Below are 13,952 nucleotides of genomic sequence, written 5' to 3' on the forward strand. Positions count from 1 at the left end.
GTCTCATGAACACCGTGCGCATCGGGGGTGGCGGGCAGAATGCGGGCGCCCCGAAGGGGCGGGGGGCTGTTCCCCGCTACCAGGGGCTCCGCCCCCGGACCCCGGGTCCGGGGCCTGGGGGCAGAGCCCCCGAGGTCTGGGGCGGAGCCCCAGTTGTGGGAAGGGGCGGGGAACAGCTCGTCGCAGACGTCCCGGCCCCCCGCCCCCTACGTCAGCACCTCCTCGCACGCGGTGCGCAACCGCCGCGCCCCCTCGGCCAGTTCACCGATGCCCGCCACCGACGCGAAGCTCAGCCGCACATGCGGCGCGGGCGGTTCGGCGCAGAAGTACGGGCGGCCGGGGGCGACGGCGACCCCGGCGCGCAGCGCGGCGGAGGCCAGGGCGGCCTCGTCGGTGCCCTGGGGCAGCCGCAGCCACAGGTGGTAGCCGCCGGGCGGGACATGGCGCAGCTCCAGCGCGGGCAGCTCCCGCCGTACGGCGGTGACGAGCGCCTCGCGTCGGGTGTGCAACTCGGCGGCCACGGTACGCAGATGGCGGGGCCAGGAGGGCGCGCCGACGAGTTCCAGGGCGGTCTCCTGGAGCGGGCGGGACACGAAGAAGCTGTCGACGACCTGGATCGCGCGCAGCCGCTCCAGCACGGGGCCGCGGGCGGCGAGTGCGGCCACTCGCAGGCTGGGCGACGTGGCCTTGGTGAGCGAGCAGACGTGGACCACCACCCCGTCGGGGTCGTCGGCGGCGAGGGTGGCGGCCAGCGGGCCCGCGTCCTCGTGGACGAGCCGGCGCGCGAAGTCGTCCTCCACCACGAACGCGCCCGCCTCACGGGCGATCGCGAGCACCTCGCGGCGCCGCTCGGCGGAGAGCGTCGCACCGGTGGGGTTCTGGAACAGCGGCTGGCAGACGAAGACCCTCGCGCCGGTCGCCCGCAGCGCCTCGGCGAGCAGATCGGGGCGCACCCCGTCGGCGTCCACCGGGACCGGGACGGGGCGCTGCCCGGAGGCGCGGGCGGCGGCGAGTATCCCGGGGTAGGTCGGGGATTCGACGAGGACGGGCGCGCCGGGTGGGGCGAGGGCGCGCAGCGCGCTGGTGAGCGCGGACTGGCCGCCCGCGGTGACCAGGACGTCGGCGGCACCGAGGGCCCCGGCCGGACCGCCGATCTCCCGGGCGAACCAGGCGCGCAGTTCGGGGAGTCCCTCCACCGGCGGGCGGCCCCACGCCCCCGGCCGCCGCCCGGCGCGGGCCAGGGCGGCGGCCAGCGCCCGCTCGGGCTGGAGCGAGGAGTGCAGATAGCCGTTGTTGAACTCCAGGATCCCGGGCGGCGGGGCGGCCAGCGTGGCCAGGACGCCGGTGGCGTCCACCGAGCGCGGCACCGACTCACCGGCCGTCTCCACGCTCAGCGCGACCTCCTGCCAGGAGGTGTCCCCGGGCCGGGGCGCCCCGGCCCGGCGGCGCTCGGCGCGGAATGCACCGGCGCCCGGGCGGGTGACCACCAGCCCTTCGGCGGCCAGCGCGGCGAGGGCGCGGGAGACGGTCACCGGGCTCACCCGGTGGCGCTCGACCAGGGCCCGGCTGGATGGCAGCTTCTCTCCAGGAGAGTAGCGGTCCAGATCCCTCCGCAGTGATTCCGCCAGATCAACCACACTGCTACGCTGTTGCATGACAGCCCAGGATAGCGCTACTGACAGCAGTGCGATAGCGGTAAGCGGTGACCCCGCCGTGGGTGATGACACTGCCCGGGGTGATGACCCCGCCCCGGGCCGGGGCGACACTCACGCGACCCCGGCGCTCCCGACACCGCTCGCGCTCCGCACCGGCACCCTGCTCGCCGCGCTCGGCGTGGCCGCCTTCTCCCTCACCTTCCCCGCCACCGCCTGGGCGCTCACCGGGCTCGGCCCCTGGTCGGTGACCACCTGCCGGGTGGTGCTCGCGGCGCTCATCGCGGGCGGGGCCCTGGCCGCCCTGCGGGTCCCGGTGCCGGACCGCCGCCACTGGCCGGGGCTGCTGGTCGTCACGGCCGGGGTCGTCGTGGGCTTCCCGCTGCTGACCACGCTCGCCCTGGAGACCTCCACCACCGCGCACGCGGCCGTGGTGGTCGGTCTGCTGCCGCTCACCACCGCCGCCTTCTCGGCCGTACGCACGGGAGTGCGGCCCTCGCGGGTGTTCTGGGCGGCGGCGCTGGCCGGGGCGGCGGTCGTGATCGCCTTCGCGGTGCAGCAGAGCGGCGGCGCGCCCACCACCGGCGATCTGTATCTGTTCGGAGCGCTGCTGTTGTGCGCCGCGGGCTACACCGAGGGCGGCCGGCTGGCCGGTCATATGCCGGGCTGGCAGGTGATCGGCTGGGCGCTGGTGGGCTGTCTGCCGCTGTCGGTGCCGGGCGCGGTGCTCGCGCTGTCGGCCGAGGACGTCCACCTCGGCGGCCGCGCGGTGGCCGGACTGCTGTGGCTGGCGGTGGGTTCGCAGTTCGTGGGCATGGTGGTCTGGTACCGGGGGATGGCCGCCATCGGGGTGACCAGGGCCAGCCAGCTCCAACTGGCCCAGCCGCTGCTCACCCTGGTGTGGTCGGTGCTGCTGCTCGGCGAGACGCTGACCCCCGCCGCCCCGATCGCCGCCGTCGCGGTGCTGGTGTGCATCGGGGTGACACAGCGGGCCCGGGTCCCGGCGGGCGTGGTACGGGCTTCCGGCCCCGGCCGGACGGGTCGGTCCGGAACCGCCGAAACGGGCCGGCCCGAAACCGTCGAAACGGGTCGGTCCGAAATCGTCGAAGGGGCCGGCCGGATCCCCGAAGCGGTGGACCGGAATCACTCCTCGGCGGGAGCAAACCAGGACAACCAGCCATAGACTGGCCTCAGGGATCGCATTGTCCTCAGCAGAGCATTGCCCTCCAGCGGACAGGAGGTCACGCACATGGAGGCGACCGTAGGCGACAAGCTGCTGGTGCACGGCAGGGTTGTCGGAATTCACGATCGTGTAGCGGAGATCATCGAAGTGCTCGGGGATAACGGGGAACCGCCCTACCGCGTGCGTTATGAGGACGACGGACACGAGTGCCTGTTCTCCCCCGGGCCCGACTCGGTCGTCCGCCACCTGGCCGCCGGACCCGGGCAGCGTTAGGGAGGGTCCGACGGTCCGCCGGACACCCCGTAGCCGTCCCCACGGGACGGGGCCCGGGTCAGCGGGGCGGACGGACGCGATACGGATAGTGGTCGGCGACCACACGCGCCATGGCGCCGTTGCGGTCGGCGGCCACTTCCTTCGCCGAGAAGTACACATTGCCACGCACCTGGGGAAAGCCCCGGTCGAAGGTGAGGTGCCGGGACAGCTCCGCCGGGTCCTGCCAGGGCGCGGGCTGCGCCGGATCGCCCGCCTTGTAGAGCGCCTCGCCGATGTAGAGGTTCACCCCGGTGCCCCGGACCGCCTCCGACCACCAGGGGACGAGCACGGCGTAGTCGGCGGCGGCGAAGCCGATGTTCCAGTAGACCTGCGGGACGACGTAGTCCAGCCATCCCCGCCGCACCCAGCCACGGGTGTCCGCGTAGAGGTCGTCGTAGGTCTGCACCCCCGCCGTGGTGGCGGAGCCGAGCGGGTCGGTGGCCTGGTTGCGCCAGACGCCGAAGGGGCTGATGCCGAACCGCACCCGCCGCCCCCGGCGTCTGACGCGCACGGCCGTCTCGTACACCAGGCGGTCGATGTTGTTCCGCCGCCAGGCCGCCCGGTCCGGGAAGCCCGCGCCGTAGCGCTCGTACGCCGCGTCGTCGTCGAAGACCTGACCGGCCACCGGATACGGGTAGAAGTAGTCGTCCCAGTGGACGGCGTCGATGTCATAGCGCGCGACCGCGTCCAGCATGGCGTCCTGGACGAAGCGGCGGACCTCCGGCAGCCCGGGGTTGTAGTAGAGCTTCCCGCCGTACGGCACGACCCACTCGGGGTGCACCCGGGCCGGATGGGTGGGAATCAGCCGCGAGGGGTCGGTGTGGTTGGCGATCCGGTACGGGTTGAACCAGGCGTGCAGCTCCAGACCGCGCCGGTGCGCCTCGCGCACGGCGGTGCCCAGCGGATCCCAGCCCGGGTCCTTGCCCTGGACGCCGGTGAGGCACTCCGCCCATGGCTCGTACGGTGAGGGCCACAGCGCGTCCGCCGTCGGCCGCACCTGGAAGACCACCGCGTTGAGCCGGCGGCTCACGGCGGTGTCGAGGAAGCCCAGCAGTTCGGCGCGCTGCTGCTCCGCGGGGAGACCGGGCCTGGACGGCCAGTCGCGGTTGGCGACGGTGGCCAGCCACATCCCGCGGAACTCGGGCCGGTGCCCATCGCCCCGCCCCTCCGCCAGCGCGTCACCCGCCGTGACAGTGGCGGCCAGGGCTCCGGCGGCCGCCACCGTGAGACTTCTGCGCGTGATCCGACCCATGAAACTCAACTCCTCGCCCCAGGGACCTGCACGGCAACTCCCGCTGATGATGGGGCCCTTGTGGGGCGCCCGGCAATGCTTACCGCGAATCCGGGACGGTCAGTCCCAACACCCCTTGAGGACCCCTTGACTTCACCCTTCTCGCACGGCCATCCGGCCGCTAGCATCGGATGACGCACGCATGGGAGCGCTCCCAAATACCCTCGCCCGCATGGCCCTCACGCCTCACTACCCCCACGTCCGGAGAGGAAGTTCCCGTGCGCAGCAACGGCAGAAGACCGGTCGGCGCGCTCATGGCCGCGCTGGCACTCGTCGGCGGCTTACTCACCGCGGCGGCCTCCCCCGCCGCCGCCCGCCCCGAGGCCGCCCCCGCCCGGGGCACCGCCCAGGCCGACGCCTACACCTGGAAGAACGTCCGCGTGGACGGCGGCGGCTTCGTCCCCGGCATCGTCTTCAACCGCAAGGAGAAGAACCTCGCCTACGCCCGCACCGACATCGGCGGGGCGTACCGCTGGGACCAGTCCGGCAAGCGGTGGGTGCCGCTGCTGGACTCGCTGGACTGGGACCACTGGGGCTGGACCGGGGTGGTGAGCCTGGCCAGCGACTCGGTGGATCCCAACAAGGTCTATGTGGCGGCCGGTACGTACACCAACAGCTGGGACCCGGGCAACGGCGCGATCCTGCGCTCGTCCAACCGGGGCGCCAGCTGGCAGTCCACCGCCCTCCCCTTCAAGCTGGGCGGCAATATGCCCGGCCGCGGCATGGGTGAGCGACTGGCGGTGGACCCCAACCGGAACAGCGTGCTCTACCTCGGCGCGCCGAGCGGCAACGGGCTGTGGCGCTCGACCGACTCCGGTGTCACCTGGTCGAAGGTGACGTCCTTCCCCAACCCCGGCACATACGTCCAGGACGCGAGCGACACCAGCGGCTATCTGAGCGACAACCAGGGCGTGGTGTGGGTGACCTTCGACGAGCGCACCGGCTCCGCCGGCAGCGCCACGAAGACCGTCTACGTGGGGGTGGCCGACAAGGACAACACCGTCTACCGCTCGACCGACGCGGGCGCCACCTGGTCGCGGGTGGCCGGGCAGCCCACCGGATTTCTCTCCCACAAGGGCGTCCTGGACGCCAAGAACGGCTATCTGTACCTGACCACCAGCGACAAGGGCGGCCCGTACGACGGGGAGAAGGGCCAGGTGTGGCGGTACACCACGGCCACCGGGGAGTGGAAGAACATCAGCCCCATGGCGGACGCCGACACCTACTTCGGCTACAGCGGACTCACGGTGGACCGCCAGCGGCCGGGCACGCTGATGGTGACCGGCTACAGCTCCTGGTGGCCGGACACCCAGATCTTCCGCTCCACCGACTCCGGTGCCACCTGGACCCGGGCCTGGGACTTCACCAGCTATCCGAACCGGTCCTTCCGCTACACCCAGGACGTCAGTGCCGTCCCCTGGCTGACCTTCGGCACCAACCCCACCCCACCCGAAGTCACCCCGAAGCTGGGCTGGATGACCGAGGCGCTGGAGATCGACCCGTTCGACTCCAACCGGATGATGTACGGCACGGGGGCGACGGTCTACGGCACGGAGAACCTCGGAAACTGGGACACCGGCGGCAAAATCGCCATCACGCCCATGGTCAAGGGCCTGGAGGAGACGGCGGTCAACGACCTGGCCAGCCCGCCCACCGGCGCCCCGCTGCTCAGCGCGCTCGGTGACATCGGGGGCTTCCGCCACACCGATCTCGACGCGGTGCCCGCGAGGATGTACACCTCGCCGACGTTCACCACGACCACCAGTCTGGACTACGCCGAGACCAATCCGAACACCGTGGTCCGGGTGGGCAACAACGACTCCGCGCCGCGGATCGCGTTCTCGACCGACAACGGCGCCAACTGGTTCCAGGGCAGCGAGCCGTCCGGGGTCACCGGCGGCGGCACGGTGGCCGCGGCGGCCGACGGCAGCGGCTTCGTCTGGGCCCCGGAGGGCACCTCGGCCGTCTACCACACCACCGGTTTCGGCAACTCGTGGTCCGCGTCGAGCGGCATCCCGGCCGGGGCGGTCGTGGAGTCCGACCGTAAGAACCCCAAGAAGTTCTACGGCTTCAAGGCGGGCACCTTCTACGTCTCCACCGACGGCGGCGCCACCTTCACGGCCAGGGCGTCCTCCGGACTGCCGGCCGACGGCCCGGTGCGGTTCAAGGCGCTGCCGGGCGCCGAGGGCGACATCTGGCTCGCGGGCGGCGGCACGGGCGGGGCGTACGGGCTGTGGCACTCCACGGACTCCGGAGCGACCTTCACCAAGCTGAGCGGTGTCCAGCAGGCGGACACCATCGGCTTCGGCAAGGCGGCGCCGGGCGCCTCGTACCAGGCGCTCTACACCAGCGCGAAGATCGGCGGCGTACGCGGCATCTTCCGCTCCACGGACGCCGGGGCGAGCTGGACCCGGATCAACGACGACGCCCACCAGTGGGGCTGGACGGGCGCCTCCATCACCGGCGACCCACGGGTCTACGGACGGGTCTACCTGGCCACCAACGGGCGCGGCATCCTGCGCGGCGACATCTCCTGACGGCGGGGGCGGGCCGGGGCCGGGTTCCCGGCCCCGGCCCGCCCCCTACCGGTAACCGGAGGGTAACGTCTGGGGCGACAGGGGGACGGCACGGACAGTTGGACCAGCGAAAGGCACGATGTGACCGACATCGAACGCGTCGGAGTGGTGGGCTGTGGCCAGATGGGTGCGGGGATCGCGGAGGTGTTCGCCCGATCCGGCCTGGACGTCATGGTCGCGGAGACCACGGGCGAGGCCCTGGAGATAGGGCGTACCCGGCTCACCAACTCCCTCGGGAAGGCCGCGGAGCGCGGCAAGATCACCGAGGAGCAGCGCGACGCGACGCTGGACCGGCTGAGCTTCACCACCGATCTGGGGGAATTCGCCGACCGTGATCTGGTGATCGAGGCGGTCGTCGAGAACGAGCAGATCAAGACGGAGATCTTCCAGGTCCTCGACCAGGTGGTGACCCGCCCGGACGCGATCCTGGCCTCCAACACCTCCTCCATCCCGCTGGTCAAGCTGGCCGTCGCCACCTCCCGCCCGGACCAGGTGATCGGCATCCACTTCTTCAACCCGGCCCCGGTGCAGGCGCTGGTGGAGCTGATCCCGGCGCTCACCACCGGCGACGAGACCATCAAGCGCTCCGAGGCGCTGGTCGCCGACATCCTGGGCAAGCACGCCATCCGCGCCCAGGACCGCGCGGGGTTCGTGGTCAACGCGCTGCTCATCCCGTATCTGCTGTCCGCCATCCGGATGTTCGAGTCCGGAATCGCCAGCCGCGAGGACATCGACAACGGCATGGAGCTGGGCTGCGCCCATCCGATGGGCCCGCTGAAGCTGTCCGATCTGATCGGCCTGGACACCATCGCGGCGATCGCCGACTCGATGTACGAGGAGTACAAGGAGCCGCTGTACGCCTCTCCCCCGCTGCTGCTGCGGATGGTGGACGCGGGCCGCATGGGACGCAAGTCGGGCTCGGGCTTCTACGCGTACTGATGACCAGCACTAACGCCCGCCCGAAGAGGTAGCCCATGAGCTCCTGCGGACACCAGTAGGGCGGTCATCCCGGACCACGGATAGCCGCCCTCACTGATCATTTACCGCGCCAGGGAGTTCTCAGAGGGTTTCGGCGGGAGCTCACGCACCTCCCTCGCCGCCGCGACCGTGACCCGCGCGGTACGGCCGGACGCTGGCCGGGTGCTGGGCGCTGAGATTCTCGACGCACACCACGGCCAGTCCGAGGCGCTCGCAGTGCTGCCTGACCCAGGCGAGGCCGGCAGCGAGAGCGCGGTCCGGCTCGGCACTCGGCTACAAGCACTGAGCCATCACTCCCGGCAGCACGAGGAGCGACCTTCTTACTTAGGAGGTCGTCAGGAGGCTCACATCGCTTCCGGTAGCCCACATCGTTGCGCTTTGGCCCACGCCTTCAGCAGCCGTTCGTACTCCGCGCGCTCCTCCGCGAACAGCGGCCGCCCCGCGCGCTCGAGCATGAACACACGTATCGCCTCATTCGCGGACGCGGCAGCGCACGGCCGTGCCGATCAGGCTGCGGCCAGGAACCCGACGGCCCGCTCCTCCAGCTCAGCCGCAGACCGCACCCCGCGGGCCCGGAAGTGTACGAGATCACTGCGCATCCGGTTCACAGCCTTGCGGGTGCGGACGGACCGCACACCGTCCATGTGGTCCATCGCCCTGTTCCAGGTGGCGCATGCCTCTTCGATGCCGCCCTGCTTGAGTTGGGACTCGGCGGCGGCGACCAGATCCAGAGCGACGATGCGAGCGTAACAACCGGCCGGGCGGGAGGCGGCGGCGTGGGCGTAGTACTGGCTGGCACGCCGGTGATCGCCGAGGTCCTCGAAGACCTTGGCGGTGCGGGAACCGACGGTCGCCTCCGGCGGCCCCCAGGCCAGTGCCCAGAACGGGACCTGGTCGCCGCGGCCTGTGTCCAGGGCGGTGCGAGCGGCTTCGATCTCGGCGACGGCCTGGCGGCGTTGACCGGTCTTGGCGAGGGCGTGGGCGTGGGTGATGTGGAACAACGCCTGGGCGGGGGCCGGCACCTGGTCGTGGGCACGGGCAAGGGCACTTGCGGCCAGGTCGAGGCAGTGCTCGGGGCGGTGCAGCTTCATGCCCTGCTGGGACATGGTGCGCATCACGAACCCGTCCTGGCCGGGCTCGCCGGACTGCACCGCCAGGGCGAAGGACTGCAGGTAGTACCGCTGGGCCAGACCTTGCTCTCCGGAGTCGTACGCCTTCCAGCCCGCCAGGTGGGCGGCGGAGGAGGCGACAGAGAGCATCTGGCGGCGCAGGTCCTCGTTGTGGAAGCGGGCCTTGCACAGCGGCGTGATGTCGGTGATGAGGTACTGCACGAACGCGGCCCGTCCGTGCTGTCCGCCGAGGCGTTCGTCCATCTCAGTGAACAGCCCCACCATGTCGCGCACCGCGGCGACTTCCGCGGCGCCGATGGCGGCTCCGCTGCGGGCGGCGGCGGTACGTTCGGCCATCTCCTTGACATAGGCCAGCGGCAGCACGGTGGCGGCCATGGAGTAGGCGGAGGCAGTCAGGAACCGGCGTCGGTGCATGTCAGCCTCTCCGATCGTCGTGAGCACCTCGACCGGATCCGGGCCGAGGGTCAATCCGATGCTGTCATCCTCGCCCGGGGGCGGGGAAGGTAGCCCAAGCTCCTGGAGGGTGATGCGGCGTCCGAGGCGGCGGGAGAGGGCTTCGGCGAGGCAGTGAGCGGTGGGCCCGTCGGGCACGGCGCCGTAGCTGACCCAGTGGTGCACGGCGGACTTGTTGGTCTGAAGGTGCTCGCCTCGTTCGGCCGCGACTGCGCGCACGGATCTGGCGGTGGACTCGTACGTCAGTCTGCCCTCGGCGAGGAGGTCTTTGAGCTGCGTGTTCGGTGTGCGCTTCGGCACCGGCGCCCGCCTCGTATACCTGATATACCGATCCGCTGGCCTCTCACGGTACCGGCGGACTCCCCGGCCCGGTTCACTCTTTGCAGAACACAGGTGACGGAGAGTCCGTTACCTGACAAGTGTGAGGAGGTGAGCGCGATGAAGCAGCGGCAGACGACTGTCCCGGTCACCGCGCCCGTCGTGCTGGACGCCGGTTCCACCACTGTCGTGAGTGGCGGGCTCAGCCCCGCTGGCGCCCCGCCGTATGAGCCGCCGGCCGCGGTCCGGGCCGGGACGCTGAGCTCGCTGGCCGCCGGTAGCTACTCCGAGGGCCAGCAGGACGACGGCGACTACCACACCACCAAGTGGCACGCCTGACATGAGCTTGACGCTCACTGAGTGGTTCGCTGTGCTGCCGGGGACCTCCTCGGCAGCACAGCGAACCACCGCCCGTCTAAGAGCGGCCGACCCTGGAGCCTGTGTTCTGGCACGCCGCGACGGACAGCCCTGGATCATCGGCCGTTCCACCCGCGCGCTGACCGTTGCGCACAGCGCCGGGCGAACGGCCGCGCTGATTGGGGCTCACGACGTCGGCGAGGGCCAGCTGGCCCAGGCTCTGTCTCCGGCTGCCGCAGACGGTTCCGTGGGGGCCCTGATGCGCTGGGCGGGCAGCTACCACGCGGTGCTGGCCACCAACGATGAGACATGGGCCTGCGGCGACGTGGCAGGGATGCGGCCGGTGTTCTGGGCCGAATGCGCCGGCGTCGTGCTGATGGGTGACCACGCCCGGCTCCTCGCCGAGGCCACCGGGACCGTCACCATCGACACCTCGTACCTTGCACTGCACCTCCTCGGGCCGGTTCCGCCTCTGGCGCTGACTGAATCCGGTGCCACCGGGTATCGGGGCGTCCGGGCGGCGCCGCCCGGCACTGCCCTTCGTCTGGATGGCGACGGGCGCACGAGGGTGCGGCAGTGGTGGAGCGTTCCCGACGACGAGCACACCCTTCCCGAGGGCGCCCCGGTGCTGAAGGACGCGCTCCGCAGCGCGATTGCAGTGCGCACCCATGGCGAGTCAGTGGTGGGCTGCGAGCTGTCCGGTGGCGCGGACAGCACCGCGCTCTCCGCCCTGGCGTACGGGCACGTCGGCGGTGAGCGTCTGGTCAACCTCACCCGTGCGCCGGCCGATCCGGGTAACGACGACCTCGACTGGGCACGCAGCGCGGCCGGGTCCCAGCCTGGCGCCCGGCACGACATTCTGGACGTGGGGGTTGTCCCTGCCCAGTTCGTAGGGCTGGAGGCGCCGTTCGCGCTCGATACCCCATCACCGTCTGCTGCCAGCCCGCGCAGGGCAGCCTTCTGGTGGGAGCATGCGGCTTCCGCTGGGGTCCGGGTGCTGCTGTCGGGCAAGGGCGGGGATGAGTTGATGCCTACCGCTCTGTCCTATCTGGCCCACGCACGCCGCCGGGACAGGGCCACCGCTCGCCGCCACGTCATAGGCTGGGCTGCCCTGTGGGGTGTGCCCGCGCAGCACGTGAAGGTCCAGGCTGCGGATCCGGGCCCGTACCAGAGGTGGCTCGCCGGCTGTCTCACCCACGGCCGCGATGATTCCTTCGGGTGGGAGGCCGGACCGTATGTGCCGCCGTGGCTGACCGGATGGGCCCGCACGATGCTGGCCGACACCCTCCGCGCTGCGGCGGAAGGCGCGGAGCCGTTGCACGAGCGGCCACACCAACACTCCACGATGGCGGCGATCAGAGCACTCGCCCGCTGGAACAGGCTCCAGGCCGATGCCGCCAGCTCATTCGGCATCCAGCTCGTCTACCCCTACGCCGATCAGCAGGTGATCGAGGCGGCGCTGGCCACTCGCGCCGAGGCCCGCACCAGCCCGTATCGGAACAAGCCGCTGCTGACGGCGGCGGTGAGCGGCCTCGTACCCGCCGCCAATCTCACCCGCCGCACCAAGGGCGGCTACAACGCCGACACCTCCCGTGCAGCCCGGCCCGCGCGGGCGATGTTCACCAAGCTCCTGTCCGACGACTGCGAACTCGCCCGATCCGGTCTCATCGACCCTGATCGCCTGCGCACGGCGGTGCGCGGGTGGGACCGTACGGACGACCGCACCGACCTGCTGCTGCATCTGACCCTGATGTGCGAGGTCTGGGCCCGCACCACGAGCAACCGCCCGCTGCCTGCCCCCGTTCCCTTCGAGGAGACAGCATGTTGAATCTGGCGTCCGGAGCACGGGTGGTGACCGACCCCGTGACGGGCCGCGGAACGCTGACCGCCTCCGACTCCGGCGTATGGACTCTCAACCCGACCGCCGCGGTGGCGTTGACCGAACTTGCCGACGGAGGCACCGTCGCCGGAGCCGAGGAGGAGCTGGCGCGACGCTGGCCCGACGTCTCCGCGGCCGTGCTCCGGGCCGACCTCGACACGCTACTCGCCGAGTTGCAGGCGGCTGGGGTGGTGACGCGCTGGTGAGCTTCCCCGTCGCTCTGCCGCCCGCGATCCACCTCCGGCCTCGGCAGTTCGTCCTCGCCCGCTCGGCCGGGACGCTCGCCACCCGCATCAGCGCAAGCACGCCCCGGCTGGAGAGCGCCATGCACCGCGTCCTTCGCGGAGCACGCCGTCCCTCCACGGTCACGGAGGCCGAGCATGCGGTCCTGGCGGTCTGCACCGCACACCTCCGCCTCGGCGGCAACCGCGCCTGTCTGCCCCGCTCGGTGGCGGCCCTGCTGTACTGCCGCGCCCACGGCCATGCTCCCGCGCTGGTCCTCGGCATCAAGCCGGGCACCGCCCAGGTCCACGCGTGGCTCATGGCCGACGGCCGGCCCGCCGGGGAGCCCAGCGACCCCACCCGCACCTACACGCCCATCGTCCGCTACAGCCCGCAGGAGAACCCGAAATCATGACCGCGACTGTCGACTGGGCGCCGAAGGCCCAGGCCCTGGCCGCCGACTTGCGGGCGAAGAACGCGATCCGCTCCGACACGGTGGCCCACGCGATCCAAGCCGTACCCCGACACCTGTTCATCAAAGGCCACTACGCCACCGGACATCACACCCCGGTCGACCCGGCCCAGCCCACCGATGAGCTGCTGGACCTCGCCTACGCCGACCGAGGCATCATGACCCACACCCCCGCCGACGGCGCCGGCGGGTTCTCCAGCACCTCCCAGCCGTCCATCGTCGCCAAGATGCTGGAAGCCGCCCATCTGCAACCGGGCATGCGGGTCCTGGAAGTCGGCGCGGGCACTGGCTGGAACGCTGCCCTGATCGCCCACATCACCGGCGCACAGACCCACACCGTCGAGGCGTCCCCGCTGGTGGCGGCCGAAGCCCGGGAGGCGCTGGCCCGCGCCGGAGCCGAACGCGTCACCGTCCACACCGGCGATGGATACCTCGGCCACCCGGACAGCGGCCCGTTCGACCTGGTCATCGTCACCTGCGGTATCGCCGGGATCTCCCCGGCCTGGCTCGACCAGCTCAGCCCCACCGGCACCATCCTGGCCCCCATCGCACACGGCGGCCTCCATCCCCTGACCCGCATCATCACCACCGAAGGCAGCCCCACCGGCCAACTGGTCGCCAACGCTGACTTCATGACCGCTACCGGACCGCTGTACGCCGGAGCCACCCCGCCACCGGCCACCCGCGGCCAGCATTTCGCCACGCCGGACCCCGCCGCCGCCCGCACCGGCGCGGTACCCGCCGACCTGGACCCACGCGGCTCCTATGTGGATCTATGGATGCACCTGGCAGCCCACCAAGCAGGCACCACCTGCGCCGGCGTGAAGGACACCAGCGACTACACCGGATGCGCGGTCGTTGACGGCGACGCCGCGGTGTTCGTTCAGCCCGGTGGGCTCCACCTCACTCCGGGCTCTGAGCCCGAGCTGCTGGCCGACCAGGTCCAGCAGCATGTCAGCGAATGGGACCACAACGGGCGCCCCGGGCTCACCGCCTGGCGATGCTCGCTCGTGCCCGCAGGGGATACCGGTCACCCGCTCCTCGCCCCGGCCTATTGGCGGCTCGCAACCGGAAGTAGCCCGGCGCCTGAGCGTATGTGATCACTCCTCCTCCCCTTCCCCGGACCGCC

The 13,952-nt window shown here is 71.6% G+C and carries 12 protein-coding genes; 9 read left to right on the forward strand and 3 right to left on the reverse strand.

Translation table 11 applies throughout. From position 1 onward, the window contains the following. Positions 1-206: 206 nt before the first annotated feature. Positions 207-1,655, reverse strand: coding sequence for an aminotransferase-like domain-containing protein (locus JK364_RS30955; protein ID WP_201854638.1), 1,449 nt, complete (start codon positions 1,653-1,655; stop codon positions 207-209). Here JK364_RS30955 and JK364_RS30960 point away from each other — a divergent pair. After that, positions 1,654-2,835, forward strand: coding sequence for a DMT family transporter (locus JK364_RS30960; protein WP_201854639.1), 1,182 nt, complete (start codon positions 1,654-1,656; stop codon positions 2,833-2,835). The genes JK364_RS30955 and JK364_RS30960 overlap by 2 nt on opposite strands. Before the next feature lie 66 nt (positions 2,836-2,901). Then, complete coding sequence (locus tag JK364_RS30965; RefSeq protein ID WP_020867170.1) at positions 2,902-3,108, forward strand: DUF1918 domain-containing protein; 207 nt, start codon at positions 2,902-2,904, stop codon at positions 3,106-3,108. Between the two features lie 58 nt (positions 3,109-3,166). Here JK364_RS30965 and JK364_RS30970 read toward each other — a convergent pair whose 3' ends face one another. Continuing rightward, positions 3,167-4,399 (reverse strand): glycoside hydrolase family 10-like protein, encoded by a 1,233-nt coding sequence (locus JK364_RS30970; protein ID WP_201854640.1) that lies wholly within the window; start codon positions 4,397-4,399, stop codon positions 3,167-3,169. Positions 4,400-4,656: 257 nt separating this feature from the next. Here JK364_RS30970 and JK364_RS30975 point away from each other — a divergent pair, with 257 nt between their 5' ends. Both JK364_RS30975 and JK364_RS30980 read left to right on the forward strand, forming a co-directional pair. After that, positions 4,657-6,975, forward strand: a complete 2,319-nt coding sequence (locus JK364_RS30975) for a xyloglucanase (RefSeq protein WP_372462016.1) — start codon at positions 4,657-4,659, stop codon at positions 6,973-6,975. Between the two features lie 120 nt (positions 6,976-7,095). Then, positions 7,096-7,953, forward strand: a complete 858-nt coding sequence (locus JK364_RS30980; protein WP_201854641.1) for a 3-hydroxybutyryl-CoA dehydrogenase — start codon at positions 7,096-7,098, stop codon at positions 7,951-7,953. Positions 7,954-8,498: 545 nt separating this feature from the next. Here the strand turns inward: JK364_RS30980 and JK364_RS30985 are convergent. Further along, positions 8,499-9,875, reverse strand: a complete 1,377-nt coding sequence (locus JK364_RS30985) for an NsdA family TPR-like regulatory protein (protein WP_201854642.1) — start codon at positions 9,873-9,875, stop codon at positions 8,499-8,501. 138 nt (positions 9,876-10,013) lie between these two features. Here JK364_RS30985 and JK364_RS30990 point away from each other — a divergent pair, with 138 nt between their 5' ends. From JK364_RS30990 to JK364_RS31010, 5 genes are all read left to right on the forward strand, one after another. After that, positions 10,014-10,232: a hypothetical protein gene (locus JK364_RS30990; RefSeq protein WP_201854643.1), complete on the forward strand. Its 219-nt coding sequence runs from the start codon at positions 10,014-10,016 to the stop codon at positions 10,230-10,232. A 265-nt stretch (positions 10,233-10,497) separates the two neighbouring features. Further along, complete coding sequence (locus JK364_RS30995) at positions 10,498-12,078, forward strand: asparagine synthase-related protein (protein WP_201854644.1); 1,581 nt, start codon at positions 10,498-10,500, stop codon at positions 12,076-12,078. Beyond that, entirely contained in the window at positions 12,072-12,335 is a 264-nt protein-coding gene (locus JK364_RS31000; protein WP_201854645.1) for a PqqD family peptide modification chaperone, read from the forward strand. Before JK364_RS30995 ends, JK364_RS31000 begins: the two co-directional genes overlap by 7 nt. Next, the gene (locus JK364_RS31005) at positions 12,332-12,766 is read left to right on the forward strand and encodes a lasso peptide biosynthesis B2 protein (RefSeq protein ID WP_201854646.1); all 435 of its coding nucleotides are present in this window, start codon (positions 12,332-12,334) and stop codon (positions 12,764-12,766) included. The genes JK364_RS31000 and JK364_RS31005 overlap by 4 nt, the downstream gene beginning before the upstream one ends. Then, on the forward strand, positions 12,763-13,923 hold the full coding sequence (locus tag JK364_RS31010; RefSeq protein WP_201854647.1) for a protein-L-isoaspartate O-methyltransferase family protein: 1,161 nt from the start codon (positions 12,763-12,765) through the stop codon (positions 13,921-13,923). The genes JK364_RS31005 and JK364_RS31010 overlap by 4 nt, the downstream gene beginning before the upstream one ends. Positions 13,924-13,952 lie beyond the last annotated feature (29 nt).

Origin of the sequence: Streptomyces endocoffeicus, assembly GCF_016741935.1 — a bacterium.
GTDB classification, from domain to species: domain Bacteria; phylum Actinomycetota; class Actinomycetes; order Streptomycetales; family Streptomycetaceae; genus Streptomyces; species Streptomyces endocoffeicus.

Coding starts and splice junctions, on each gene's coding strand:
- JK364_RS30960 (WP_201854639.1), top strand. CDS start 1,654: ATGACAGCCCAGGATAGCGCTACTGACAGCAGTGCGATAGCGGTAAGC.
- JK364_RS30955 (WP_201854638.1), bottom strand. CDS start 1,655: ATGCAACAGCGTAGCAGTGTGGTTGATCTGGCGGAATCACTGCGGAGG.
- JK364_RS30965 (WP_020867170.1), top strand. CDS start 2,902: ATGGAGGCGACCGTAGGCGACAAGCTGCTGGTGCACGGCAGGGTTGTC.
- JK364_RS30970 (WP_201854640.1), bottom strand. CDS start 4,399: ATGGGTCGGATCACGCGCAGAAGTCTCACGGTGGCGGCCGCCGGAGCC.
- JK364_RS30990 (WP_201854643.1), top strand. CDS start 10,014: ATGAAGCAGCGGCAGACGACTGTCCCGGTCACCGCGCCCGTCGTGCTG.
- JK364_RS31000 (WP_201854645.1), top strand. CDS start 12,072: ATGTTGAATCTGGCGTCCGGAGCACGGGTGGTGACCGACCCCGTGACG.
- JK364_RS31010 (WP_201854647.1), top strand. CDS start 12,763: ATGACCGCGACTGTCGACTGGGCGCCGAAGGCCCAGGCCCTGGCCGCC.